This window comes from Nocardioides sp. JQ2195 (assembly GCF_012272695.1).
Classification (GTDB): domain Bacteria; phylum Actinomycetota; class Actinomycetes; order Propionibacteriales; family Nocardioidaceae; genus Nocardioides.
Window position 1 is genome coordinate 140,982 of the sequence record NZ_CP050902.1, and the last position, 25,804, is coordinate 166,785.

Here is a 25,804-nt window from a genome sequence, read left to right on the forward strand (position 1 = left end):
TTGAGTCTTCGACGTTGAATCCTCGGTTCAAACCTCAGGGAGGTGAGATGACGACCAGTATCCCCATCAATCAGGCTAAGGCAGACCTCTTCCGCACGTTGGGACACCCCGTCCGGATCCGAGTGCTTGAGCTACTGGTCGAGAGGCCGACCCCGGTGCGCGACCTGCTCGCCACGATCGACGTCGAGTCGTCGAACCTCTCCCAGCAGCTCGCGGTGCTGCGCCGCGCCGGCCTGGTCACCTCCACCCGCGAGGGCTCCCTGGTCGTCTACTCGGTCACCACTGCCGCTGTCGCGGACCTGCTGGTTGCGGGCCGCGCGATCCTCGCGTCGCTGTGGAGCGACACCGAGGGACTGCTCCACGAACTGCGTGACGGCAACTGATTTCGAGAAACCGACGGGTGTCGGCTATTCTCTTCCAGTCCTCGCTTCGGTGAGGGCGTTGCGCCTGTAGCTCAACGGATAGAGCATCTGACTACGGATCAGAAGGTTTGGGGTTCGAATCCCTACAGGCGCACAAGAGAAGCAGGAGGCCGGACCCACATCGGGTCCGGCCTCTGCGTTTCCGGCCGTCGATCCGGATGTCCGATTTGGGGGATTTCTCAAGAAATCAGAGACAGGGTCGGCACGCTTCGGGCACCATTTGAAGGGTTGGGGAGGTGACCCGAGACGCCTCCCCAACACCTCTTTCGGCGAGGCTCGCGCTGCTACCCCCGACGCGCGGGTCTCGTCCCAGGTCTCACCAGTTGAGGTCGATGAGGCGATTGGCCGAACGCACCAGCATCGGGTCGACGGTCCTGCTGGGCGGCTGGGCCGCGTCGACGGCGATCAGCGCCAGCCCGACGACGTCGTTCTGGCTGCGCACGAGGGAGTACTTCCCGGTCACCTCGTAGGTGTTCTGCTTCCACGTCATGGAACCGTCGATGTGCAGGTTCAGCTGCTCCTCGGCATCCACCGCGAGGTCCTCGTCATGACTCATGCGGAGGTCCCATCGACGCTTGTCCCGGGTGAACGTCACACGCGTGCACTCGTCCACGTGCTCGCGGTAGTCGTCGTACGTGCTCTCGGCGGCGGTCTCGTTCTGGTAGGACGCCACGGAGGAGAGCACGGTCTCGCCCTGGTTGTGGGTCTCGGTGCCGAAGAACTCCGCGTCGTCGTGGGACTCGGGCTCGGCGAGCCCGAAGTTCGTCACGTCGAGGAGCTCGTGGAGGCAGTCGCGGGCCGGGTCGTCCGAGCGCTCGGTGTCCTCGGCATAGTCGGACCCCAGCTCGTCGACCTTCAGCAGCACGGTGGCCAGCTGCTCGTCGTCGAGCGGCTCGTCGGGATGCAGCGGCGCCCCCGTGGCGGCGGCGCCGATGCGGCCAGCCGGACCGTCCGCGGCACCGGTCGAGCCACAACCGCTGAGGACGAGGGCCGAAAGCGCCAGGCCCACCGTGGTGGTGTGCGCGATGAGTCTGCGTCGGTGCATGACGGCAGGTTAGCCGTGACCGGGGATCAGGCGTCGACCGTGACCGCGGGCGGGAGCATCAGCTCGGCGTCGACCAGCGCATCGAGCAGGAACCGGTGGCCGAATGCCTGGCAGCCGGAGGCGAAGCCGGTTCGCCGCGGCGCTTCGGTCAGCAGGTACCGCGCGGCGACGGCATGGAGTGTGGCGGTCTGGTCGTAGGGGCGGGCCCCTTCCATCACCACGTGAGTACGCCGGCCGTGGCCCTCGGAGTAGACCACGTCGATCGAGGTGTCGACCCGACGGCCGTGGGAGATCGGGCTGGCTCCTTCGTCGGACCCGCAGGTCAGCTCCTCGGCCAGCGCCCGCTCCAGCGCCGAGCGCTCGGCGGCGCCGCCGTACGCCCGCAGCTCGGTGACGCGTGCGTCGTCCCGGAACCACACCTCGTGGGGCGACTCGTCGCACCGGATCGCCATGCCGGGCTCGCTCCTGCCGGGCACGCGGAGGTTCAGGACACGGTCCAACCGCCAGGTGCCGGGGTCGCGGGCGTCGAAGCCGTGGTGCTCGGCGACCCGGCTCAGCCACCGCACGGACGAGTCGGCCGCGAGCTCGGTCCAGAGCGTGAGGATGTCCAGGGCTTGGGCCCCCGGTGTCTCCAACGAGATGTTGGCGGCGATCTCGCTGGTGGTGAACGGCTGGGCCAGCCCGGGCACCATGAGCAGCCCGCGGTCGGCGTACTGCTGGTGCCAGACCTCTCGGGCCTTGACCAGCCAGTGCTGCTCGTTGGAGGTGTCGACGTAGTGGCAACCGGCGGCGAGCGCGGCCCCGGCGACATCGTGCCCGGTGACAGCGAACGCGCCGTGGGCGTTGATCACGACCCGCGCGTCGGCAAAGGCCCTGGTCAGCGCGTCCACGTTCTGGAGGCCGGGCTCGGTGGCCACCACGCAGTGGGGGTCCGCTGCTCGGTCAGTCGGTCCGTGATCCTGTCGACCAAGGGGCCGGGGTTGCCGAACACGACCGCGCGACGAGAGGGCAGCACATGAACTCCAAACGGGGGCAGAGTGGGGGACCTCATGGCTGACCAGACCACCGTCCAAGGGTGCGACCGAAGCTTGACGGTCGTCAAGGAGGCGGGCCGAACGGGGCTGGACTATCGCCAAGATTGGGTATGCCCGGGCTCCGTCGCACGAGCGTAAGGTGGTCGGGTGACGGGGACTGCGGGGAAGCAGCACAGGGCGAAGCGGTCGCGCGAGGAGAAGTACGACGAACGCCGGGCCCAGCTGGCCGAGTCCGCCCTGGCGACGCTGGGTGAGCTGGGCTACGCCCGGACCAGCCTGCGCGAGATCGCGCAGAACTCGGAGTTCTCCCACGGAGTGGTGCACTACTACTTCTCGGGCAAGGCTGACCTGATCCTGCACTGCGTGAGGTACTACAAGGCGGACTGCGCCACCCGGTACGACGAGATCATCGCCACCGCCACGAGCGCGGAGGAGCTGGCCGAGCGCTTCGTGGAGCGACTGGTCGCGACGATGTGCGAGGACGCCTCGATGCACCGCCTCTGGTACGACCTGCGGGGCCAGAGCATGTTCGAGCAGGAGCTCGCGGAGCAGGTTGCCGAGATCGACCTGCTGCTCGAGGACATGATCTGGCGTGTGGTGACCCGGTTCGCCGAGCTCAGCGGCCGGCAGCCGGCCTTCTCGCCCTCCGTGAGCTATGCGATGGTCGACGGGGTCTTCTTCAGGGCCTTGCTGGCCCACCTGCACGGCGACGACGCGGTGCCCGAGCGGTTGCGGGACGATGCGTGCGCCGTCCTGCCCCTGCTCTTCCGCGCGTAGTCGATCAGGCGCCGGCGGTGCCGCCACAGGTCGGCGAGCTCGTGGCTGACGCGGTGGTCCTCCAGCACCGACACGGGCACGGAGCCAAACCGCCCGAGACCTCGGTTCACGTGTGCAAGGGTGTCCCGCGTGAGCCTCCGCCTTCATCGTGCAGAACGCACCGATCTCCTGGCGGACGGGTTGGCCTCGCTCCTCGAGAAGCCGCTGGCGGACCCGTTCGCCCAGGAGGTCGTGGTGGTTCCTGCCCGCGGCGTGGAGCGGTGGCTGACCCAGCGCCTCTCCCACCGGCTCGGGGTGGGCGCCCGCGGCGGTGACGGGGTCTGTGCCGGGGTCCGCTTCCTGAGCCCCCACTCGCTCGTGTCGATGCTGATCGGTCGCGAGCGCGACGACCCGTGGGATGCCGATCGCCTGGTGTGGACGGTGCTCGAGGTCGTCGACGAGAGCCTCGGTGAGCAGTGGTGCACCACGCTGGCCACCCACTTGGGCCACGAGGTGCCGGGGGAGGACGGCGAGCTCCGGCGCAGTCGTCGCTTCTCCGTGGCGCGCCGGATCGCCGGCCTGTTCACGTCGTACGCCGCCCAGCGGCCGCAGCTGCTCACCGACTGGCGCGAGGGTCACGACACCGACGGGTGCGCCAGCCCGCTCGACCCGGACCTGCACTGGCAGGCCGAGCTGTGGCGCCGGGTGGTGGCCCGTCGTGACGTGGAGCCGCCCGACGTGCGCCACGAGCGGACGCTCGCTGCCCTGGCTGCCGGCGGGGACGGGCTCGACCTGCCGGACCGGCTCTCGCTGTTCGGCCACACCCGGCTGCCCTGCACCGAGGTCCAGCTGCTCGGTGCGCTGGGCGCGTTGCGTGACGTGCACCTCTGGTTGCCGCAGCCGTCCGGACGGCTCTGGGACGACCTCGTGGACGTCGCCGCCGCGGGTCCGGTCGCCCGGGCCGACGACCGGTCCGCCGAGCACGTCCACCATCCGCTGCTGGCCTCACTCGGGCGGGACTCGCGCGAGCTGCAGCGGAACCTGGCGCTGGCCGACGGCGAGGACTCCGCGTCCGCCGACACCATCGTCGCTCCGGAGACCCTGCTCGGGCACCTGCAGGCCGACCTGCGAGGCAACGCCACTCCCACGCCGCGCGCGGCGGACCCGAAGGACGCCACCGTCCAGGTGCACGCCTGCCACGGGCCCTCACGCCAGGTCGACGTGCTGCGTGAGGTCCTCGTCGGACTGCTCGCCGACGACCCGACCCTCGAGCCGCGCGACATCCTGGTGATGTGCCCCGACATCGAGACCTATGCGCCGCTGATCCAGGCCGGCTTCGGGCTCGGCGAGGTCACCGGCGGGGCCGGCCATCCCGCCCACCGGCTGCGGGTGAGGCTCGCCGACCGGGCGCTGTCCAGCACCAACCCCCTCCTGGCGGTGGCGGCGCGACTGGTCGAGGTCGCCGGCGGTCGGGTCACCGCCACCGAGGTGCTCGACCTGCTCGCCTCCGCTCCGGTGCGGCAACGGTTCGCCCTCGACGAGGACGACCTCGACCAGGTGTCCCGCTGGGTCGGCCAGGCCGGCATCCGCTGGGGCATGGACGCGGCCGGCCGCGCCGACTACGCGCTCGGCCGCTTCGGCCAGAACACCTGGCGCGCCGGGCTGGACCGGGTCCTGCTGGGGGTGGCGATGGCCGAGGACGAGCACCAGTGGCTCGGCGCCGCGCTGCCCGTCGACGACGTTTCCTCCGGTGACATCGACCTGGTCGGCCGACTGGCCGAGTACGTCGACCGTCTCGACGCTGTCTTCTCCGCCATGGCCGACGCGCACTCGGTCCAGGACTGGGTGCGGGCCCTGGGTGACGGAGTCCTCGCGCTGACCGACGTCGAGCGTGACGACGCCTGGCAGGTCGCGCAGTTCGACCGGGAGCTGGCCACGATCCGCGATGCGGTCGACGCGGTGGAGAGCACGGAGCTGCGGCATGCCGACGTCCGCAACCTGCTCGCCCATCGACTCTCCGGGCGTCCCACCCGCGCCAACTTCCGCACCGGCACGCTGACCGTCTGCACGATGGTGCCGATGCGGTCGGTGCCGCACCGGGTGGTCTGCCTGATCGGTCTCGACGACGGCGTCTTCCCCCGCACCGGCAGCCTCGACGGTGACGACGTGCTCGCCCGGAGTCCGCAGACCGGTGAACGTGACGTGCGCAGCGAGGACCGGCAGCTCCTGCTCGACGCCGTGCTCGCAGCCACCGAACGACTGGTGGTCACCTACACCGGTGCCAACGAGCAGACCGGCGCGGAGCGGCCCCCCGCCGTACCCCTCGGGGAGCTGCTGGACGCGGTCGCCCGCACCGCGCCCGACGCCGGCGTGCTGACCCGCCACCCGCTGCAGCCCTTCGACCGGCGCAACCTCGAGGTGCCGGGGCTGACCGACCCCGACCGGGTGTTCAGCTTCGACCGCGCAGCGGCCGCAGGTGCGCGCGCCGCGGTGGCCGAGCGGACAGTGCCCGGGCCCCTGATCGCCGACCCGCTGCCGGCGTGGCCGAGCGAGGACGTCGCGCTCGAAGACCTGCAGCAGTTCTTCGCGCACCCGGCCCGGGCATTCCTGCGCCGCCGGCTCGACGTCTCCTCGCCGCTGGAGGCCGAGGAGACCCTCGACGCGATCCCGATCGAGCTCGACCCGCTGGAGAAGTGGGGCGTGGGGGACCGACTGCTGCGCGACGTGCTCGACGGCCTCGACCCGGTCTCCAGCATGACGGCCGAGCAGCTGCGCGGCCTGCTGCCTCCCGCGCTGCTCGGCCAGCAGACGTTGCGGTCGGTGGTGAACGACGTGCAGGCCCTGGTGCAGAGGACCGACCAGCTGCGTCAGGGCACGCCGCGCAGTCTCGACGTGGACGTCGACCTGGGCGACGGGAGACGGCTGACCGGCACCGTCTCGGGCATCCGCGGCAACCGGATCGTCTCGGTGACCTACTCGTCGCTGCGTGCGAGGCAGCGGCTCGAGTCGTGGATCAACCTGCTGACGCTGAGCGCCTCGCGGCCCGACGACCACTGGATCGCCTCGGCCGTCGGCAAGGGCAAGGCCGGGCCGCAGCACGCGCTGGCCGGGCCGCTCGACCACCGTGCCGTGGGGTGGCTGCGTGAGCTCGTCGACCTGCACGACCGCGGGCTCCGCGAACCCTTGCCCCTGCCCCTGCGCACCGGTCTGGCGTACGCCGAGGCGAGCGTGCGCTCCCGGATGGGTGACCCGAAGGACCCGGTGGAGATGGCCGAGCGGGAGTGGCGCACCGATCGTGACCGCGCGCTGGTGATCCCCGGTGAGCAGGACGACGCAGCGCATGTGCGCCTCTTCGGGGACGGTGCGCCGATCTCCGTGCTGACCGTGCCCCCGCGCGCCGACGAGGACTTCAACGACGAGCCGCACCGGTTGGGACAGTATGCGTGGCGGGTCTGGAGCCCGCTGTTGAGCGGAGCCGAGCAGGTGAGCTCCCTGTGAGCGAAGCGAGAGGCCGCGGCGGCCCGGGAGCAGACCTATTCGTCGAGGACCTCGAGCCCTTCGACATCACGGACCCGCTGCCGACCGGGACCACCCTGCTCGAGGCCAGTGCCGGCACCGGCAAGACCTGGACCATCGGCGCACTGGTGACCCGCTTCGTGGCCGAGGGGGAGGCCCGGCTCGAGGAGATGCTGGTGGTCACCTTCGGGCGCGCCGCCAGCCAGGAGCTGCGTGAGCGTGTGCGCGCCCAGCTGGTCGAGGCCGAGCAGGCCCTGGCCGACCCGGCCGCGCCACACCAGGAGAACGACCTGATCGAGCTCCTCCTCACCGGCACGCAGCAGGAGGTCGCCGAGCGACGGCACAACCTCCGCGAGGCGTTGGGCAGCTTCGACGCCGCCACCATCGCCACCACCCACCAGTTCTGCCAGCTGGTGCTGCGCAGCCTCGGCGTCGCCGGTGACACCGACTCCAGTGCCCGCCTGGTCGAGGACCTGGACGACCTTCTCGTGGAGGTGGTCGACGACCTCTACCTCCGCGGCTTCGCCGACGCGGAGGACGGCCCGCTGTTCAGTCGCTCCGAAGCGCTCAGCCTGGCCCGGGCCGCCGTCGGCGATCCCCAGGCCCGGCTCGAGCCCACGTCTGCTGAGCCGTCGAGCAAGCCCGGACGGCGCCTCGGCTTCGCCCGTGCGGTGCGTGCCGAGATGGACCGCCGCAAGCGCCGGCTCGGTGTGCTCAGCTATGACGACCTGCTCTCCCAGCTCGCCCACGCCCTCGACGAGGAGGACGCCCCGGCCCGGGCACGGATGCGGCAACGCTGGAAGGTCGTGCTGGTCGACGAGTTCCAGGACACCGACCCGGTGCAGTGGCAGGTGCTCGACCGGGCCTTCACCGGGCACGCCCGGATGGTGCTGATCGGCGACCCGAAGCAGGCGATCTATGCCTTCCGTGGGGGCGACGTGGTCACCTATCTCGCCGCCGCGGCCACCGCCGACACCCGCAAGACGCTGGCCACCAACTGGCGCGCGGACCAGCCGCTGCTCAGCTCCCTGCAGACGGTGCTCGACGCCGCCGAGCTCGGCGACCCCCGCATCGTCGTACGCCCGGTGGAGGCGGCGCACGACGAGTCCCGGCTCGTGGGCGCTCCCGACGACGCTCCGTTCCGGTTGCGTGTGGTGCGCCGGGAGCAGTTCAACCTGCGCGGCGCCAAGGGCGTCCCGGTCGGACGCATCCGGCCGCTGGTCGCCCGGGACTGTGCGCACGACATCAAGAACCTACTGACCTCCGGGGCGACCTACGACGGGCGCCCGATCGCGCCGGGGGACGTCGCGGTCCTCGCCCACACGGGCAAGAGCCTGCAGCTGGTGCGCGAGGCGCTGCACGAGATCGGCGTGCCGGCCGTCGTGGCCGGTGGCGGCAGCGTCTTCGCCACGCCTGCGGCCGTCGAGTGGTTGACCCTGCTCGAGGCGCTGGAGCAGCCGCACCGCTCGGCCCGGGTGCGCAGCGCGGCGCTCACCTCCTTCCTCGGGATCGACGCGGTGGAGCTCGACGCCGACGAGGACCTCACCGACCGTGTCGCGAGCACGATGCGTGAGTGGGCGGAGCTGTTCAGCCTGCGTGGCGTCGCCGCGGTGATGGAGGCCGCCGTCATCGGTGGGCTCTATGCCCGCGTGCTCTCCCGTGTGGACGGCGAGCGTCACCTCACCGACCTGCGCCACGTCGCCCAGGCCCTGCACCAGGCCGCGTTGGTCGATCGGCTCGGACTGGTCGCCGTGCTGACCTGGCTGCGCGACCAGATGGCCGACGACAAGGTCCAGGTCGCCTCCGAGCGGACCCGACGCCTCGACAGTGACGCGGCGGCAGTCCAGCTGGTCACCATCCACGGCAGCAAGGGGCTGGAGTACCCCGTGGTGCACCTGCCGTTCGTGGCCGACAGGTTCTCCCGCGACCCGGCAATTCCCTTGTTCCACGCGCCCTCTGACGAACAACGGTGCATCGACGTCGGCAGCGGTGGAGACGACTGGCGGGGGAACGTCGCGCGCCACAAGGCGGAGGACCTGGGCGAGTCCCTGCGGTTGCTCTACGTCGCGATGACGCGTGCCCAGTCCCAGGTGGTGGCCTGGTGGGCACCGTCCAACAACGCCAAGACCTCGGCCCTGCACCGGATGCTGATCGGTCGTGGGCCGTCGATGTCAGCGGTGCCGCCCGAGGTGCCGCTGTCCGACGACGACGCCACGCAGGCCTTCTTCGACGCCTGGCAGCGCCACGGCGGACCGACGTGGCTGCCGGCCGTCCCGGCACAGCTCACCGACGCCGAGCTCCCGCGGCCCGGCGACGACCTGAGTGCCCGCACGTTCGACCGGTCGGTGGACACCGCGTGGCGGCGTACGTCGTACTCGGCGTTGAGCAGTGTCGACACGGTGGACCCGGTGGTGGCCGGCGTGGCCAGCGAGCCCGAGGAGACGCCGCGCGAGGACGAGCCCGATGTGCCGCAGGTGGTGTCGGTCGCTGGGTCTGGTGGTTTCGAGCCCTTCGAGACGGCTCGTACCTCGCCTCCTCAGGAACCAACACTCGCTGGCGCTCGCTCCTCAACCACCGGAGGTGCTGTGGTGCCATCGCCGATGGGCGAGCTGCCGGTGGGAGCGACATTCGGCTCCTTGGTGCACGGCGTCCTGGAGACCGCGGACCCGTCTGCGCCCGACTTCCGGGCCGAGCTCCTCGTCCGGGTCCGGGAACAGCTGGTCCGATGGCCGGTGGAGCTGGACCCGGCCGGGCTGGCCGAGGCCCTGATCGTGGTCTGCGAGAGCCCGCTGGGCCCACTGGCCGGCGACGCGACGCTGCGTGCGATCCCGATGGCCGACCGGTTGTGCGAGCTCGAGTTCGAGCTGCCGCTCTCCGGCGGCGACGAGGTCCACTACCCGACGGAACCGGTGCGACTCGGTGACGTGGCGCCGCTGCTGCGTCGCCACCTCCCCGCGGGCGACCCGCTGCTGCCCTATGCGGAGGCCCTGGCCGATCCGAACCTCGGTGGACAGGACCTGCGCGGCTACCTCACCGGGTCGGTGGACGTGGTGCTGCGGATCGGTGGCACCTTCCTGATCGTCGACTACAAGACCAACTGGCTCGGCGGCTTCGACGAGGCGCTCACCTCGGCCGACTACCGGCCCGAGGCGCTGGAGGCGGCGATGGGCCACTCCGACTACCCGTTGCAGGCGCTGCTCTACGCCGTCGTGCTGCACCGCTACCTGCGCTGGCGACTCGCCGACTACGACCCCTCGACCCACCTCGGTGGAGTGCTCTATCTCTACCTGCGCGGCATGTGCGGCCCGGACACCCCGACCTACGACGGGCACCCGACCGGTGTCTTCTCGTGGCGGCCGCCGGTGGCACTCGTCGAGGCGCTGAGCGACCTGTTGGACGGGGTGGCGCCATGACCGACCTCTATGAGCTGAGCGGCGAGCACGACCGCCGACTGGCTCGTCGCTCGTCGGGCCTGCTGCGCGACTTCAACGAAGCCGGGGTGCTCACCGCCGCCGACGTGCACGTCGCCACCAGGCTCGGTGTGCTCGGTGGGGAGGTCGACGAGTCCGTGCTGCTGGCGGTCGCGCTGGCCTCGCGGGCTGTTCGTCACGGCTCGGTGTGCCTGGAGCCGGCCACCGTCGCCGACGTCGAGCCGTCGCTGGCCTGGCCCGAGCCGGAGCCGTGGGTCGCGGCGATCGAGGCGAGCCCGCTGGTCCGGGCAGGCGTGCTGCACTGGGAGTTCGAGCTGCTGCACCTCGACCGCTACTGGCGCCAGGAGACCGCGGTCGTCGCCGACCTGCGGGCCCGGCGCGCTCTCGAGCCCCCGATGGTGGACGAGACGGTGCTGTCCGCGGGACTGGCCCGGGTGTTCCCGGTCGACGGCTACGAGGAGCAGGTCGCCGCGGTCGCCCAGGCGGTGCGCCAGCGCACGACCGTGCTGACCGGCGGTCCGGGGACCGGCAAGACGACCACCGTGGCCGGCCTGCTGGCCGTGCTCGCCGAGCAGGCCGAGGCCGCCGACCAGGACCTCCGGATCGCGCTGGCGGCGCCCACGGGCAAGGCCGCCGCCCGGCTCCAGGAGTCGGTCCGTGCGGAGACCGCACGCTTCACCGACCCGGCCGATCGGGTCAGGCTCGACGGCCTCACCGCCTCGACGTTGCACCGGCTCCTCGGGTCGCGGCGCGACAACGGCACCCGCTTCCGGCACCACCGGGCCAACCGGTTGCCCTACGACGTCGTGGTGGTCGACGAGACCTCGATGGTCTCGCTGACGATGATGGCGCGCCTGCTCGAGGCGGTGCGGCCCGATGCCCGGTTGGTCCTGGTCGGCGACCCCGACCAGCTCGCCTCGGTCGACGCCGGCGCCGTGCTCGGCGACCTGGTCCGCGGCCTGCCCGACGACGGCACGGTCGCGGCGCTGCGGACCAACCACCGCTCGACGACACGGATCATTGCCTTGGCCGAGGCCCTCAAGGCCGGCGATGCCGAGCAGGCCCTCGCCGTTCTGCACGACGCCTCGTCCTCGGACGGCGAGATCGGCTTCGTCACGGACCCCGACCCCGGGCCGCTGCTGCGCACCCGCGTGGTCACCGCCGCCCTGGACGTACGCCGTGCCGCCGAGCAGGGCGACGCGCTCGGTGCTCTGGCGGCCCTCGACCAGCACCGGCTGCTCTGTGCGCACCGCGAGGGACCACACGGCGTACGCCACTGGAACCGGCAGGTGGAGGCGTGGATCTCCGAGACGACCGGCGACCCGCTCTACGACACCTGGTACGTCGGCCGGCCGGTGCTGGTGACCGCCAACGACTACGCCCTGGGCCTGCACAACGGCGACACCGGCGTGGTGGTGCGCCGGCCGGAGGACGGTGCGGCGCGGGTGGTCTTCGACGGGCCGAACGGCCTGCTCGACTTCGCGCCGAGTCGTCTCGACTCCGTGAAGACGATGCACGCGATGACGATCCACAAGGCGCAGGGCAGCCAGGCCGAGGAGGTCACGGTGCTGCTGCCCGACGAGGACTCACGCCTGCTGACGCGCGAGCTCTTCTACACGGCCGTGACACGTGCCGAGGAACGGGTGCGCGTGGTCGGTGCGGAGGCGACCGTGCGCGGTGCCGTCGAGCGGCGCGCCGTCCGGGCCTCGGGGTTGCGCCAACGCCTCGAGCAGGCCGCGACTACCGGCGAGTAGGATCCCGGTCATGAAGCGCACCATCTATGACGCCGACCACGAATCCTTCCGCTCCTCCGTCCGGGAGTTCCTCGACCGCGAGGTCGTCCCGCACGTCGAGGAGCACGCCCGCGACAAGGCGCTGCCGCGCGAGTACTGGCTCGGCGCGGGGCGCCAGGGCTTCCTCGGGCTCGAGATCCCCGAGGAGTACGGCGGCTCCGGGGCCGGCGACTACCGCTTCAACGCGGTGTTCTTCGAGGAGCTCAGCAAGATCAACGCGGCACTGGGTGCCTGCACCGGGATCCATGCCGACATCACCGCTCCCTACATCGTCGAGCTCGGCACCGAGGAGCAGAAGCAGAAGTGGCTGCCGGGCGTCGCTGCCGGCGAGATCCTGCTCGCGATCGGGATGACCGAGCCGTCCGGCGGCTCCGACCTGGCCGGCCTCAAGACCACCGCGGTCCGCGACGGCGACCAGTGGGTCATCAACGGGTCGAAGACCTTCATCACCAACGGCTACTCCGCCGACCTGGTCATCACCGCGGTGCGCACCAGCCCGGAGAAGAAGGCCCGCGGCATCACGCTCTTCGCGATCCCCGCCGACGCCGAGGGCTTCAGCCGCGGCCGCAAGCTCGACAAGGTCGGGCAGGACGAGTCCGACACCGCCGAGCTGTTCTTCGAGAACGTGCGCTTGGGCGACGACCACATCATCGGCGAGCTCGACAACGGCTTCATCCACATGATGCAGAAGCTGCCCCAGGAACGCATCGGTTGCGCGATCTCCAACGTCGCCCACGCCAAGCAGATCCTGATCGAGACGCTGCAGTACACCAAGGACCGCAAGGCGTTCGGCCAGGGCATCGGCTCCTTCCAGCACAACAAGTTCCTGCTCGCCGAGCTGTTCACCCAGATCGAGGTCACCGAGACCTACCTCGACCAGTGCGTCCTCGCGCACACCAAGGGTGAGCTGACGCCGGTCGACGCGGCCAAGGCCAAGTGGTGGACCTCGCAGGTCCAGAACGAGGTGCTCGACCACTGCGTGCAGCTGCATGGTGGCTACGGCTTCATGAACGAGTACCGCGTGGCCCGCGCCTGGCGCGACGCCCGCGTCTCGAAGATCTGGGCCGGCTCCAACGAGATCATGAAGGAGCTCATCGGCCGCGATCTCGGTCTCTAGTCCGGCGTACCGTGATGGCGTGAGGCTGTTCGTCGCCGTCGTCCCACCGGTCGAGGCCATCGACCACCTGGATACGTTCGTCGAACCCCGCCGTGCCGCGGCCGACTTCCGCTGGGCCGCCGTCGACCAGTGGCACCTGACGCTCACGTTCATGCCCCAGGTGGATCCGTGGCGGATCGACGACCTGGTCGCACGGTTGGGTGAGGTGGCGGGTCGGCGGGCGTCGTTCCGACTGACGTTGCGCGGAGGCGGTGCCTTTCCGAATCCGGCGCGGGCCAAGGTGCTGTGGTGCGGCGTCGGTGGGGAGACTGACGCGCTCGCGTCGACGGCGGCGGCAACCCGCAACGCGGCCAACGCGGCCGGTGCCGTGCCGAGCGGGGGGCCGTTCCGCGCCCACCTGACCCTCGGCCGGTTGGGGCGTCCGAGCGAGATCTCGAGCTGGGTCCGGCTGCTCGACGCCTACGAGGGTCCATCCTGGACCGTCCACGAGCTCGGCCTGGTCGCCTCGCACCTCGGCGAGGGCCCGCGCCGACGGCCCCGGCACGAGGTGATCGCGACGGTGCCGCTCGCGCAGCCACCGAAGGAGTGACCCGGTGCCGCCCGTGCGGCGCGCGTCGTCCCAACAAGGAAATTCGCAATCCGGGCGAAACATCCGGCGGATAGAGTCGGGGCATGGCCTTCCTGCTCCGTGTCGAGTTGCCCGACGTCCCCGGGTCGTTGGGGCGCCTGGCCACCACGATCGGTGAGGCCGGCGGTGACATCGAGGCGATCGAGATCGTCGAGCACCGCCACGACGGCACCGCGGTCGACGACGTCCTCCTCGAGATGGTGCCCGGCACGATGCCCGACTCGATCGTCTCCGCGTGCAACTCGGTCGACGGTGTCAACGTCGTGTGGATCTCGCGGTACGCCGCCGGCGGCAGCCTGGTGATGGACCTGGAGGCGGTCGAGGAGCTGACCGCCCACCCGAGCGATGCGCTCAATCGGCTGGTCGACCTGTTGCCCGCAACCTTCCGTGTCGACTGGGGCGCCCGGGTCCGACGTACGCCGGAGGGTGCGGTGCGCGTGCACGGCACCCCCGCGGCTCCCGATGTCGTCGAGTGGCACGACGTCGACCGGGCCATGCAGCTCCCGTCGGAGGACGAGAACAACCTCCTGGCCGCGGTGCCGCTGGTCTCCGAGGAGCTGATCCTGGTCGGACGGCGCGGTGGTCCGGCGATCCTCGAGTCCGAGATGGCCCGACTCAACCACCTGGTCAGCCTGGCGGTCTCGATCTCCCGGTCGTGAGTCGTCGAGGGGTCCCGCCGGGCGGGGGACCTCAGCCCGCGAGCACTCGGCGTACGAACCCGTCCAGGTGGACCTGGACCCGCTCCACCATCGCCTCGATCGGCAGGGTCTCGCGCAGCCTGGGGACCCCTGAGGCCTTCTTGCCGCGCGCGTAGAGGGAGCAGCCCAGGTCGCGACATATGTGGATCCCGGTGGTGTCGCCTCGCTTGCCGGCTGGCCCGGTCTTGGCGGCCACGGTCAGGCAGACACCGGTGTCGGTGTGCGCGGTCAGGCAGATCTCGCAGAGCTTGCTGCGCCGAGCGGTGCCCTTGCCGGCCGGGTTCTGGCGCAGCAGCAGGCCGATGAGCCCCTCCTCGCGCGGCACCACGAGGTAGGCGCGCGAGGAACCGGACGGGTCCGCCCAGCCGAGGAAGTCGAGGTCCGACCACGGAACTTCGTCCAGGTCGGGGAGCACGGCCCGCTTCGCCTCACCCTTGGAGCAGTTCAGGAACGAGGCCCGGATCTCGGCAGCGGTCAGCGGTTCCACGCGCAGACGGTACGTGCCGCCCGTGGGTCGGCGCCACGGGTTATCCGGCCAAGGCTCGTGGACCGAGGGGGTGTGTGCTCAGGCGCGCTCGAGCAGGAAGAGCGGGATCGTGCGGTCGGTCTTCTCCTGGTACTCGGCGTACGGCGGGAACGCCTCGACCGCACGTGGCCACCACTCGGCGCGCTCGTCGTCGGTGGCGAGCCGGGCGACGTACTCGTGGGGCTCGGGGCCGTCCTGCAGGTCGACGTGCGGGTCGGCCACGAAGTTGTGGAACCACTCCGGGTGCTCCGGGGCGCCGCCCTTCGACGCGACAGCGGCGTAGACCCCGTCGTGCTCGACGCGCATGACCGGGTTCTTGCGGAGGTTCTGGGACTTGTGGCCGCGGGAGGTGATCACCACGATCGGTCGACCGTCAGGAAGCGTGTTGGCCTCCTTGCCACCGGAGGCCTCGTAGGCCGCGACCTGGTTGCGGACCCATTCGGCCGCACTGGGCTGGTATTCGCCTTGAAGTGTCATGTCCACAAGAACAGCACGCGCGGGCGTGCCATTCCAGAGGCCTCAGCGTTCATTTCAGCAGGAAGTTCGCGCAGAGCGCGCGGCGGTTGAGCGTCAGTTCCCCAGTACAACGGCGAACTTCCTGCCGCCGTGAACATCAGCGCCGAAACGGGTGGAACTGGAGCGATCAACTGTGAGGCCGCCGGTCTCGCTGTCAGCCTGCCGTCTGCGGCCGATAGCCTGCGCCCATGAGCGCGATTGACGGAGTCTCCGAGATCTTCGACCCCGAGGCCTGGGACGTGGTCCCCGGATTCGAGGGCATGACCGACCTGACCTACCACCGGGCGAGGGACCACGGCACGGTGCGCGTGGCCTTCGACCGGCCGGACGTGCTCAACGCGTTCCGTCCCCACACCGTCGACGAGCTGCTCACGGTCCTGGAGCACGCGCGGACGTCGGCCGATGTCGGGTGCGTGCTGCTGACCGGCAACGGTCCCAGCGAGAAGAACGGCAAGTGGGCGTTCTGCACGGGCGGCGACCAGCGGATCCGGGGGCGGGCCGGCTACCAGTACGAGGCCGGGGAGGCCGGCAACACCGACACCGGGGCCGAGGAACCCAGCCCGATCGACAAGGCCAGGCTCGGTCGCCTGCACATCCTCGAGGTGCAGCGACTGATCCGCTTCATGCCGAAGGTGGTCATCTGCGTGGTCAACGGCTGGGCGGCCGGTGGGGGGCACTCGCTGCACGCTGTCTGTGACCTGACCCTGGCCTCTCGGGAGCACGCCCGTTTCAAGCAGACCGACGCCGACGTCGGCTCGTTCGACGGCGGCTTCGGGTCGGCGTACCTCGCCCGCCAGGTCGGGCAGAAGTTCGCCCGGGAGATCTTCTTCCTCGGCGACGAGTACGACGCCGAGCAGATGCACGCCATGGGTGCGGTGAACAAGGTCGTCGACCATGCCGACCTGGAGAAGGAGGCCCTCGAGTGGGGTCGCAAGGTCAACGGCAAGTCGCCCACGGCACAGCGGATGCTGAAGTACTCCTTCAACCTGATCGACGACGGCCTGGTCGGCCAGCAGCTCTTCGCCGGCGAGACCACACGCCTGGCCTACATGACCGACGAGGCGGTCGAGGGGCGCGACCAGTTCCTGGAGAAGCGCGACCCCGACTGGTCACCCTTCCCCTGGTACTACTGACGGATCCGACGCGCTGGGCCCGGTTCGCGGAGCTCGCGTGAGGCGGACCAGGTGCGCTCACACTCGCGGGCTGATCCGTCATTCGGGAGGGATCGCCGTGTCCCCGGTCACTGTGCACATAGGGTGCTGGATGTGAACGTCGTCGTGCTGACCGGTGCTGGCATCTCCGCGGAGAGCGGAGTGCCGACCTTTCGTGACGCCGACGGACTCTGGGAGGGACACCGCATCGAGGACGTCGCCACCCCCGAGGCCTACGACGTGAAGCCGAGCATGGTCCAGAAGTTCTACGACGACCGTCGTGCCGCGCTGGCCCAGGTCGCTCCGAACCCGGCCCACGAGGCGTTGGCCCGGCTCGAGGACGTCCTGGGCGAGGACCTGCTGCTGGTCACCCAGAACATCGACGACCTCCACGAGCGCGGTGGCTCACGGCGCGTGGTGCACATGCACGGCGAGCTGCTCTCGGCCCTGTGCCGCAGCTGCAACCGACGTACGCCGTGGGCCGACGGTCTCAGTGACTTCCCGCCCTGCCCGCGCTGCGGTGTCAACGAGCTGCGCCCGGACGTCGTCTGGTTCGGCGAGGTGCCCTACGAGATGGACCGGATCCAGCGGGCCCTGATGAGCACCGACGTCTTCGTCTCGATCGGCACCTCCGGTGCGGTCTATCCGGCCGCCGGGTTCGTGCAGCTGGCCAGGGCCTGCGGCGCCCAGACCCTGGAGCTGAACCTGGTCCCGAGCGAGGGGTCGTCGTTCTTCGCCGAGGCCCGGCACGGCCGGGCCAGCGACCTGGTGCCGTTGTGGGTCGACGAGATGCTGGAGCGCACCACGCTCTGAGTCGTGGGCCGGGGTGGTTTCGAGACGGCTCGTTCCTCGCCTCCTCAACCACCGGGTGGGCCCGGGGTGGTTTCGAGACGGCTCGTTCCTCGCCTCCTCACCACCGGGGAGCTCGGATGCCGCGAGCGCTCAGCGCGCCAGCTCGGCCACGATGAACGGCTCGAGCCGGGGCAGCTCGTCAGCCAGGCCGAGGACTCTCGCCTGGTCGCGGAACATCTGGCGGAACAGCACCCCGGTGGTGGTCATCCGTGGGTCGACGTGGCCGAACACCTCCAGCGTCACCGTGCCGTAGAGCGCGGACCATGACCTGGTGAACACCCACAGCAGGCCGCGCAGGTCGTCGGGGATCTCGATCGGTGTGACCGGCATGATCGGGTCGCGCAGGATCTCGACGAGGTCGTCGTCGAGGTCGGCCAGTGCCGGGTAGGGGCTGTCGTACTTCTGCCAGATCTGCACGAGCAGGTCGTTGAAGAGCGCGCCCGATGCGGATGCCTCGGCGAGCGTGGTCTCGCTCAGGGTCGGGTCGATGCAGAGCGAGGCGACATCCATGTTGGTGAACACGACGTCGAACTCCTTGCGCGAAGCCAGTGCCCAGCGGCGGAAGGCCAGGGCCGCTGCCGTGATGCGCATGGCCGGGTCGTCGGCGGGGTGGGCCGCCACGGCTGGTTGGAGGTGCTCGGCCGTCATCGCGGCATCGATGCCGATCGCGACCACCCGCAACAGGTCTTGGTAGGACGCGACGTAGCGGTAGAGCGCGGGAGCGGTCATGCCCATGCGCTGGGCCACGGCGCGCAGCGACAGCTCGCCGTCCTCGGCGAGGATCGCGCGCGCAGAGTCGACGATCTCGTCGAGGGTCGCCTGGCGCTGGCGCTCGCGTCGGCCGGGTGCTGGTGTCACGAAAGTTCCTCCGAATTGACGTTGACGGGACGAGTTTACACTGTTTACAGTTAACGGCGTTAACCTTCCTGATACCTCGTCACAAAGGGATGTCCACCATGGAGCGCTGGGGTGCTGTCATCGCCCGTCGGGCCGTGCACGTCGTCGTCATCGGAGTCCTCGTCGTGCTCGGCGCGGGTGCCTACGGCGCGGGAGTCTTCGGCGACCTGTCCCAGGGTGGCTTCGACGATCCGAGCAGTGAGTCCTCACGGGAGCTGGCCAAGGAGCGGGAGGTCTTCGGCAACCAGACCGTCGACGTGGTCGCGATCTACTCCAGCGACGACAAGACCGTCGACGACCCCGAGTTCGAGGCATCGGTGCGGGAGGTCGTCGCCGGGCTGCCGGACGTCACCACCACGGTCGTGAACCACTACGACACCCCGTCGCCGGCCCTGGTCAGCCACGACCAGCACGCCGTGCAGGTGCTGATCTCCCTGGAGGGAGAGTCCCAGAACGAGCTGCTCGAGAGCTGGGACGCCCTCGAGCCGCACCTCGAGGCGGACGGGCTCGAGACCGACGTGGCGGGTGCCTTCGCGGTCTACGGCGACGTCAACGAGATCACCGAGAAGGACCTGGCGCAGGCCGAGACGATCTCGGCGCCCGTCGTGCTGCTCCTGTCGCTGCTGATCTTCGGCAGCCTGGTCGCCGCCTCGATGCCGGTGCTGGTGGGGGCGATCGCGGTGGTCGGCGCGCTGGCCGTCGTCCGCCTCCTGACCGTCTTCACCGAGGTCTCGATCTTCTCCGTCAACGTGATCACCCTGATCGGCCTCGGCCTGGCGATCGACTACGCGCTCTTCATCATCAGCCGGTTCCGGGAGGAGCTCGCCCTCCGTCCGGTCGACGACCCGTACGCGGTCGCCGAGGCGATCACGGTGACCATGGCGACGGCCGGGCGCACGGTCCTCTTCTCCGGCCTGACCGTCGCCGCGGCGCTCAGCTCGCTGATGGTCTTCCCGCAGAGCTTCCTCAAGTCGATGGGGTACGGCGGCATGGCGGCCGTGGTCGTGGCCATGCTCTCGGCGCTGACCGTGCTGCCGGCCGTGCTCCGGCTGCTCGGCCGGCGGGTCGACGGCGGGCGGCTTCCGTGGCGTCGGCACCGGCCGGTCCCGGTCGGCAGCGACCACGGCGCGTGGGCGCGCCTGGCCCATGGCGTCATGCGCCGACCCGTGGTCGTGACCGTGCTGGTCACGGTGGTCCTGATCGCGATCGCTTCACCGTTCCTGGGCGTGAAGTGGGGCAGCGTCGACTATCGCGTCCTGCCGGCCGATGCCCCTGCCCACGTGGCCGCCGACAAGCTGAACAGCGACTTCGGCCCGGAGACCTCGAGCGCCAACCTGCTGCTCGACGGAACCACGAGGGCCGACGTGGCGGCGTACGAGGCCGAGCTCGCCCGGATCCCCGGCCTCACGGTCGAACCCGTGGCTGCCGAGGGCGAGGTGACGCTGCTGCGGGCGAGCTGGCAGGGAAACAGCCAGACCGAGCAGTCCCAGGAGATGGTCGAGCGCATCCGCGAGGTCGCCCCGGACAGCGGGTCGGTGCTCGCCGGTGGGCTCAGCGCATCCACGGTCGACCTGCTCGACTCGGTCGGCAGCCACCTGCCGTGGATGGGCCTGATCGTGGTCGGCGTGATGCTGTTGCTGCTCTTCCTGGCCTTCGGCTCGCTGGTGCTGCCCCTGAAGGCGGTGGTGATGAACGCGATCTCGATCTCCGCCTCGTTCGGTGTGGTCACCTGGATCTTCGCGGAAGGCCACCTGGAGGGTCTGCTCGGCTTCGAGTCGCAGGGTTACCTCGATGCCACCCAGCCGATCCTGATGCTCGCCATCCTCTTCGGGCTGTCGATGGACTACGAGGTGTTCCTGCTGTCCAGGGTGCGCGAGCAGTGGGACCTGACCCACGACAACGACCGGGCGGTCGCGACGGGACTGCAGAAGACCGGGCGCATCATCACCAGCGCCGCGCTGCTGCTCGCGATCGTGATCGGAGCCTTCGGGCTCAGTGGGATCGTGTTCATGAAGATGATCGGCATCGGCATGCTGGTCGCGCTGCTCCTCGACGCGACGGTGGTGCGCGCGCTGCTGGTCCCGGCCACGATGAAGCTGCTCGGGCGGTTGAACTGGTGGGCCCCGGGGCCGTTGCTGCGGTGGTGGGAACGCTACGGTTTCCGGGGCCACTGAGGCGTGGCTCACGTTCCGTATCGTGGGATCAATGCCCAAATGGTGGTCACCCGACCTCTAGATTGCATCTCAACTGGCAGAACTCTGCCCACCGCAGCATCGAAATCGGAGTGATCACATGCTCATCGGCGTCCTCAGGGAGGCACAGACCGGGGAGACCCGCGTCGCCGCCACCCCTGCCACCGTCGGCCAACTGCTCAAGCTCGGCTACGACGTCGTCGTCGAAACGGGCGCCGGCACGGCCTCCAGCTTCGCGGACGAGGCGTACGTCGAGGCCGGCGCGACGATCGGCGATCCGTTCGATGCCGACATCGTGCTCGGCGTGAACAACCCGGCGGACGAACAGCTTGACCAGCTTCGGCAGAACGCGACCCTGATCGGCATCCTGAATGCCCGCCTGGACGAGTCGGTCGTCGCCGACCTCACGTCGCGGCAGATCACTGCCCTGTCGATGGACGCCGTCCCGCGCATCTCGCGCGCGCAGTCGCTCGACGTGCTGTCCTCGATGGCCAACATCGCGGGCTACCGTGCGGTCGTCGAGGCAGCGCACGTCTTCGGTCGGTTCTTCACCGGCCAGGTCACCGCGGCCGGCAAGGTCCCACCGGCCACGGTGCTGGTCGCCGGCGCCGGTGTGGCCGGGCTGGCGGCGATCGGTGCTGCGGGTTCGCTGGGCGCGGTGGTCAAGGCCACCGACCCGCGTCCCGAGGTGGCCGACCAGGTGAAGTCGCTCGGTGGTGAGTACCTCGCGGTCGAGGACCCCGAGGCCGAGGTGTCGGCGACGGGCTACGCCAAGGAGATGGGCGACGACTACAACGCCCGTGCCGCGCAGCTCTACACCCAGACCGTGCCCGACGTGGACATCATCGTCACGACGGCGCTGATCCCGGGCCGCCCCGCGCCCCGACTGATCACCGCCGACATGGTCGCGTCGATGAAGTCCGGCTCGGTCATCGTCGACATGGCCGCCGGCTCCGGCGGCAACGTCGAGGGCTCGGTGCCAGGTGAGGCGATCACCACCGACAACGGCGTGACGATCATCGGCTACACCGACCTCGCCGGGCGGTTGCCCGCCCAGGCCTCGCAGCTCTACGGCACGAACCTGGTCAACCTGCTCAAGCTGATGACCCCGGAGAAGGACGGCCGGCTCGTCCTCGACTTCGACGACGTCGTCCAGCGCTCGATCACCGTCGTCCGCGACGGCCAGTCGACCTGGCCCCCGCCGCCGGTGCAGGTCTCTGCGGCCCCGGCCGCTGCCCCGGCCGCGGCGGAGGTCGTGGTCAAGGAGGAGAAGGAGCCCCTCGCCCCGGCAGCCAAGTTCGGTGGCATCTTGGCCGGTGGCGCTGCTTTGGTGCTGCTGGTCGCCGCTTCTCCGGCGGTCCTACAGCTCCAGCTGGTGACCTTCGCCCTGGCGATCATCATCGGCTTCTACGTAATCACCGGCGTACACCACGCGCTGCACACGCCGCTGATGTCCGTGACCAACGCGATCTCCGGGATCATCGTGGTCGGAGCGCTGCTCCAGATCGGACACGACGGAACCCTGATCACCGTCATTGCGGCTGCAGCGATCCTGCTGGCCTCCATCAACATCTTTGGTGGCTTCGCGGTGACGCGCCGCATGCTCGCCATGTTCTCCCGATCCTGAAACGAGCTGACCCATGGATATCGAATCTGCATCCTTTGCGGCCTACCTCGTAGCAGGCCTGTTCTTCATTCTTGCCCTGGCTGGGCTGTCGAAGCACGAGTCCGCCCGTATGGGCAACTCCTTCGGCATCACCGGCATGGTGGTCGCGCTGCTCGCGACCGTCGCCCTGGCCTTCGACCGGGAGCCCTCGGGCCTCGGCATTGGCCTAATGATCGGCGCGATCCTGATCGGTGCGCTGATCGGTCTGCAGCGGGCCAAGGTCGTCGAGATGACCGGTATGCCGGAACTCATCGCCCTGCTGCACAGCTTCGTCGGTGCTGCTGCGGTCCTGGTCGGCTGGAACGCCTACCTGCACGCTGAGCACGAGGGCCCGAACAGCGCCGCGGTGCGCGAGCTCGAGGCGTTCGACATGCTCGGCATCCACTCGGCCGAGGTCTTCATCGGCGTCTTCGTCGGCGCGGTGACCCTCACCGGGTCGATCGTGGCCTACCTGAAGCTCTCGGCGAAGATGAAGTCGTCCCCGCTGGTGCTGCCGGGCAAGAACTTCATCAACCTAGGTGCCCTGGTCGTGTTCCTTGCCCTGACCGTCTGGTTCGTCATCGACCCGCAGCTGTGGCTGCTCATCGTCGTCACGGTCCTGGCGCTCGCGCTGGGTTGGCACCTCGTTGCCTCCATCGGTGGTGGCGACATGCCCGTCGTCGTGTCGATGCTGAACAGCTACTCCGGTTGGGCCGCTGCGGCCTCGGGCTTCCTGCTCAACAACAACCTGCTGATCATCACCGGTGCGCTGGTGGGCTCCTCGGGTGCCTTCCTGTCCTACGTGATGTGCAAGGCGATGAACCGCTCGTTCATCTCGGTGATCGCCGGTGGCTTCGGTATCGAGGCCGGTCCGTCGGAGGACACCGACTACGGCGAGCACCGCGAGACCAACGCCGACGACGTCGCCGACCTGCTCACCCACGCCAAGTCGGTGATCATCACCCCCGGCTACGGCATGGCGGTGGCCCAGGCGCAGTACGGCGTCGCGCAGCTGACCGGCAAGCTCCGGGAGAAGGGCGTCGATGTCCGCTTCGGCATCCACCCCGTCGCGGGTCGCCTGCCCGGCCACATGAACGTGCTGCTGGCCGAGGCCAAGGTGCCCTACGACATCGTCCTCGAGCTCGACGAGATCAACGACGACTTCGACGAGACCTCGGTCGTGCTGGTCATCGGTGCCAACGACACGGTGAACCCGGCGGCCGCCGAGGACCCGTCCAGCCCGATCGCCGGCATGCCGGTGCTCAGTGTCTGGGAGGCGGAGAACGTGATCGTGTTCAAGCGGTCGATGGCCTCGGGCTACGCCGGCGTGCAGAACCCGTTGTTCTTCCGCGAGAACTCGCAGATGCTCTTCGGTGACGCCAAGGACCGCGTGGAGGACATCCTCCGCGCCCTCTGAGTTCCGCTTCCCGCCGAGTCGGCACGAGTTGACGACTGAGAGCGTCGAGCCGGCACGAGTTGACGACCAACGCGTCAACACGTGCCGGCTCGGCGCTCTTGTGGGTGAACACGTGCCGGGTCGGGTTGTCTCATCGCGCAGGAGCGTCAACACGTGCCGGGTCGGCGTGGATAGGGTCTGGTCATGACCGACGCCTCCGCCGCCCCGACCGACGCGCGTGCTGCGCTCGAGGAGCTGCGGACCCGGGAGGCGTGGGCGGTCATCCGGCAACGGGACTCCGCCACGATCACCCTCGTGGGTGGTCGGCGCAGCGTCGTGGAGAGCCTGCTCGACATCCCGCTCGAGAGCGGTGTCCCGCAGGAGCGACGCCAGTTCGACCGCCTGGTCGCGGTGCCGTTCCGGCAGGTCCGCGAGCGCGGCTTCGACGCCGTCGACGACGGCACCCCGCTGGTCGTGGTCGACCTCGACGTCGAGCAACACGTGGCGTACGACGACCTGCTGGCCGCGCTGCCCGACGTACCCGTCGAGTTCGACGACCCGGGTGGGTTCGACACCACCGACGAGGACTACACCCACGTCGTCGAGAAGGTCATCGCCGAGGAGATCGGCCACGGCGAGGGCGCGAACCTCGTGGTCGCCCGTAACTACCGGGCCAAGGCCCGCGGGTGGGGTGACGACGAGGCGCTGACCGTGCTGCGCCGACTGCTCGAGCGTGAGCGCAGCGCCTACTGGACCTACGTCTTCTTCACCGGCGACCGCTACCTGGTCGGCGCGAGCCCCGAGCGCCACGTCAGCATCCAGGGCGGTGACGTGCGGATGAACCCCATCTCCGGCACCTTCCACCTGCCCAAGCAGGTGCAGTCGCAGGCCGAGACCAAGGCCCAGCTCCTCGACTTCCTGGCCGACGAGAAGGAGATCTACGAGCTCTTCATGGTCGTCGACGAAGAGCTCAAGATGATGTGCGACGTCTGCCAGGAGGGCGGGCAGGTGCTCGGCCCGTTCCTGAAGCCGATGACCCACCTGGTGCACACCGAGTACCTCCTCGCCGGTCGCACCAACTCCGACCCGCGCGAGGTCCTGCGCGACACGATGTACGCCGCCACCCTCACCGGCTCGCCGGTGGAGAACGCCTGTCGTCTCATCGCGCAGTACGAGCCCGCCGGTCGCGCCTACTACGGCGCGGCGCTGGCGCTGTTCGGCCGCGACCACGAGGGGCAGCCCACGCTGGACAGCCCGATCGTGATCCGCACCGCCGACGTCAGCCCCGACGGCGACCTGACCGTGGTCGCCGGGGCCACCCTGGTCCGCGACTCCGACCCGGCCACCGAGGTACGGGAGACGCACGCGAAGGCCGGTGGCATCCTGAGCGCGTTCGGCCTGGTCCCGCCGGCCGCGGCGCCCCCGGGCAGCCTGGGCGAGCTGGCTCGCGACGAGGACGTGCTGATCGCCCTCAACGCCCGCAACCAACGGCTCAGCAAGTTCTGGCTGACCGACCAGGGCGGCGCCGATCCCGACCCCCGGCTGCGCGGCAAGTCGGTGGTGATCCTCGACGGCGAGGACGACTTCGTGAACATGCTCCGTCACGTCCTCACCGTCCTCGGCATGACCTCGAGCGTGGTGCGGCACGAGGACTGGGAGCCGGGCTCGCTCGACGGACGCGACCTGGTGATCGTCGGACCCGGCCCGGGCGACCCGCGCGATGGCGACCACCCCAAGATCAGCGCCTTCCGTGCCGCCGTCGACGAGCTGCTCGCCACCGAGCAACCGTTCCTGGCGGTCTGCCTCGGCCACCAGACGCTGTGCCAGCGGCTGGGCATCCCCCTTGCCTACAAGGACATCGTCTTCCAGGGCACCCAGTCCCCGGTCACCATCGACGGGCGCACCGAACGCGTCGGCTTCTACAACACGTTCGTCGGACGCACGGGCGCAGAGCTCCCCGAGGGGGTCAGCGTCGAGGCCGATCCCGAGACCGGTGACGTCCACCTGGTGCGTGGCCCGCACTACCGGGGCATCCAGTTCCATGCCGAGTCGATCCTGACCGAGAACGGCTTCGACCTGATCCACGAGCTGGTTCGCGACCTGCTCGTGTGACTTCGTCCCGAACCGGGGCAACCAAACCGGGGCCCGGTGCGTCTATCTGATCGACGGGCTCGGACAGCGAGCAGTTC

19 protein-coding genes and 1 tRNA gene are annotated in these 25,804 nt (G+C 70.0%); 15 read left to right on the forward strand and 5 right to left on the reverse strand.

Annotated elements, in window-relative coordinates; genetic code table 11:
* The first annotated feature begins 47 nt into the window (after positions 1-47).
* Positions 48-383: a metalloregulator ArsR/SmtB family transcription factor gene (locus ncot_RS00700; RefSeq protein WP_168615870.1), complete on the forward strand. Its 336-nt coding sequence runs from the start codon at positions 48-50 to the stop codon at positions 381-383.
* Between the two features lie 60 nt (positions 384-443).
* Positions 444-516, forward strand: a tRNA-Arg gene (locus ncot_RS00705).
* 222 nt (positions 517-738) lie between these two features.
* On the opposite strand, the gene ncot_RS00710 is transcribed toward ncot_RS00705, so the two are convergent.
* Both ncot_RS00710 and ncot_RS00715 read right to left on the reverse strand, forming a co-directional pair.
* Positions 739-1,467 (reverse strand): hypothetical protein, encoded by a 729-nt coding sequence (locus ncot_RS00710; RefSeq protein ID WP_168615871.1) that lies wholly within the window; start codon positions 1,465-1,467, stop codon positions 739-741.
* A gap of 26 nt (positions 1,468-1,493) precedes the next feature.
* On the reverse strand, positions 1,494-2,387 hold the full coding sequence (locus ncot_RS00715) for a DUF5938 domain-containing protein (RefSeq protein ID WP_168615872.1): 894 nt from the start codon (positions 2,385-2,387) through the stop codon (positions 1,494-1,496).
* 261 nt (positions 2,388-2,648) lie between these two features.
* On the opposite strand from ncot_RS00715, the gene ncot_RS00720 reads away from it, so the two are divergent.
* The 7 genes from ncot_RS00720 (at position 2,649) to ncot_RS00750 (ending at position 14,401) form a co-directional block, all read left to right on the forward strand.
* On the forward strand, positions 2,649-3,278 hold the full coding sequence (locus ncot_RS00720) for a TetR/AcrR family transcriptional regulator (protein WP_168615873.1): 630 nt from the start codon (positions 2,649-2,651) through the stop codon (positions 3,276-3,278).
* Positions 3,279-3,407: 129 nt separating this feature from the next.
* On the forward strand, positions 3,408-6,755 hold the full coding sequence (recC, locus tag ncot_RS00725; RefSeq protein ID WP_168615874.1) for an exodeoxyribonuclease V subunit gamma: 3,348 nt from the start codon (positions 3,408-3,410) through the stop codon (positions 6,753-6,755).
* The gene (locus ncot_RS00730; RefSeq protein WP_168615875.1) at positions 6,752-10,186 is read left to right on the forward strand and encodes a UvrD-helicase domain-containing protein; all 3,435 of its coding nucleotides are present in this window, start codon (positions 6,752-6,754) and stop codon (positions 10,184-10,186) included. Before recC ends, ncot_RS00730 begins: the two co-directional genes overlap by 4 nt.
* Positions 10,183-11,958 (forward strand): exodeoxyribonuclease V subunit alpha, encoded by a 1,776-nt coding sequence (gene recD, locus ncot_RS00735; protein ID WP_168615876.1) that lies wholly within the window; start codon positions 10,183-10,185, stop codon positions 11,956-11,958. The genes ncot_RS00730 and recD overlap by 4 nt, the downstream gene beginning before the upstream one ends.
* Positions 11,959-11,968: 10 nt before the next feature.
* Positions 11,969-13,114, forward strand: coding sequence for an acyl-CoA dehydrogenase family protein (locus ncot_RS00740; protein ID WP_168615877.1), 1,146 nt, complete (start codon positions 11,969-11,971; stop codon positions 13,112-13,114).
* Between the two features lie 19 nt (positions 13,115-13,133).
* Positions 13,134-13,703: an RNA 2',3'-cyclic phosphodiesterase gene (gene thpR, locus ncot_RS00745; protein ID WP_168615878.1), complete on the forward strand. Its 570-nt coding sequence runs from the start codon at positions 13,134-13,136 to the stop codon at positions 13,701-13,703.
* An 83-nt stretch (positions 13,704-13,786) separates the two neighbouring features.
* Positions 13,787-14,401 (forward strand): ACT domain-containing protein, encoded by a 615-nt coding sequence (locus tag ncot_RS00750; RefSeq protein WP_168615879.1) that lies wholly within the window; start codon positions 13,787-13,789, stop codon positions 14,399-14,401.
* Between the two features lie 31 nt (positions 14,402-14,432).
* Here the strand turns inward: ncot_RS00750 and ncot_RS00755 are convergent, their stop codons facing one another.
* Both ncot_RS00755 and ncot_RS00760 read right to left on the reverse strand, forming a co-directional pair.
* Entirely contained in the window at positions 14,433-14,927 is a 495-nt protein-coding gene (locus ncot_RS00755; RefSeq protein WP_168615880.1) for an FBP domain-containing protein, read from the reverse strand.
* Positions 14,928-15,005: 78 nt separating this feature from the next.
* Positions 15,006-15,443 (reverse strand): nitroreductase family deazaflavin-dependent oxidoreductase, encoded by a 438-nt coding sequence (locus ncot_RS00760; RefSeq protein ID WP_168615881.1) that lies wholly within the window; start codon positions 15,441-15,443, stop codon positions 15,006-15,008.
* Between the two features lie 227 nt (positions 15,444-15,670).
* Between ncot_RS00760 and ncot_RS00765 the strand changes: the two genes are divergently transcribed.
* Entirely contained in the window at positions 15,671-16,615 is a 945-nt protein-coding gene (locus tag ncot_RS00765; RefSeq protein WP_168615882.1) for a 1,4-dihydroxy-2-naphthoyl-CoA synthase, read from the forward strand.
* A gap of 132 nt (positions 16,616-16,747) precedes the next feature.
* Positions 16,748-17,446 carry an NAD-dependent deacylase gene (locus ncot_RS00770; RefSeq protein ID WP_240938005.1) on the forward strand — a complete coding sequence of 233 codons (699 nt, stop codon included), beginning with the start codon at positions 16,748-16,750 and terminating at the stop codon, positions 17,444-17,446.
* Between the two features lie 129 nt (positions 17,447-17,575).
* Here ncot_RS00770 and ncot_RS00775 read toward each other — a convergent pair whose 3' ends face one another.
* The gene (locus ncot_RS00775; protein ID WP_168615884.1) at positions 17,576-18,343 is read right to left on the reverse strand and encodes a WHG domain-containing protein; all 768 of its coding nucleotides are present in this window, start codon (positions 18,341-18,343) and stop codon (positions 17,576-17,578) included.
* 89 nt (positions 18,344-18,432) lie between these two features.
* Between ncot_RS00775 and ncot_RS00780 the strand changes: the two genes are divergently transcribed.
* From ncot_RS00780 to ncot_RS00795, 4 genes are all read left to right on the forward strand, one after another.
* Entirely contained in the window at positions 18,433-20,556 is a 2,124-nt protein-coding gene (locus tag ncot_RS00780) for an MMPL family transporter (protein WP_206065064.1), read from the forward strand.
* 118 nt (positions 20,557-20,674) lie between these two features.
* On the forward strand, positions 20,675-22,201 hold the full coding sequence (locus ncot_RS00785) for a Re/Si-specific NAD(P)(+) transhydrogenase subunit alpha (RefSeq protein ID WP_168615885.1): 1,527 nt from the start codon (positions 20,675-20,677) through the stop codon (positions 22,199-22,201).
* 13 nt (positions 22,202-22,214) lie between these two features.
* Complete coding sequence (gene pntB, locus ncot_RS00790) at positions 22,215-23,636, forward strand: Re/Si-specific NAD(P)(+) transhydrogenase subunit beta (RefSeq protein ID WP_168615886.1); 1,422 nt, start codon at positions 22,215-22,217, stop codon at positions 23,634-23,636.
* A gap of 183 nt (positions 23,637-23,819) precedes the next feature.
* Complete coding sequence (locus tag ncot_RS00795; RefSeq protein WP_168615887.1) at positions 23,820-25,727, forward strand: anthranilate synthase family protein; 1,908 nt, start codon at positions 23,820-23,822, stop codon at positions 25,725-25,727.
* Positions 25,728-25,804 lie beyond the last annotated feature (77 nt).

What these genes read in the sequence shown, in the direction of transcription:
- ncot_RS00785 (WP_168615885.1), top strand. Translation starts at nt 20,675, where the DNA reads ATGCTCATCGGCGTCCTCAGGGAGGCACAGACCGGGGAGACCCGCGTC.
- ncot_RS00710 (WP_168615871.1), bottom strand. Translation starts at nt 1,467, where the DNA reads ATGCACCGACGCAGACTCATCGCGCACACCACCACGGTGGGCCTGGCG.
- pntB (WP_168615886.1), top strand. Translation starts at nt 22,215, where the DNA reads ATGGATATCGAATCTGCATCCTTTGCGGCCTACCTCGTAGCAGGCCTG.
- ncot_RS00740 (WP_168615877.1), top strand. Translation starts at nt 11,969, where the DNA reads ATGAAGCGCACCATCTATGACGCCGACCACGAATCCTTCCGCTCCTCC.
- ncot_RS00765 (WP_168615882.1), top strand. Translation starts at nt 15,671, where the DNA reads ATGAGCGCGATTGACGGAGTCTCCGAGATCTTCGACCCCGAGGCCTGG.
- ncot_RS00750 (WP_168615879.1), top strand. Translation starts at nt 13,787, where the DNA reads ATGGCCTTCCTGCTCCGTGTCGAGTTGCCCGACGTCCCCGGGTCGTTG.
- recD (WP_168615876.1), top strand. Translation starts at nt 10,183, where the DNA reads ATGACCGACCTCTATGAGCTGAGCGGCGAGCACGACCGCCGACTGGCT.
- ncot_RS00795 (WP_168615887.1), top strand. Translation starts at nt 23,820, where the DNA reads ATGACCGACGCCTCCGCCGCCCCGACCGACGCGCGTGCTGCGCTCGAG.
- ncot_RS00760 (WP_168615881.1), bottom strand. Translation starts at nt 15,443, where the DNA reads ATGACACTTCAAGGCGAATACCAGCCCAGTGCGGCCGAATGGGTCCGC.
- ncot_RS00700 (WP_168615870.1), top strand. Translation starts at nt 48, where the DNA reads ATGACGACCAGTATCCCCATCAATCAGGCTAAGGCAGACCTCTTCCGC.
- ncot_RS00780 (WP_206065064.1), top strand. Translation starts at nt 18,433, where the DNA reads ATGTCCACCATGGAGCGCTGGGGTGCTGTCATCGCCCGTCGGGCCGTG.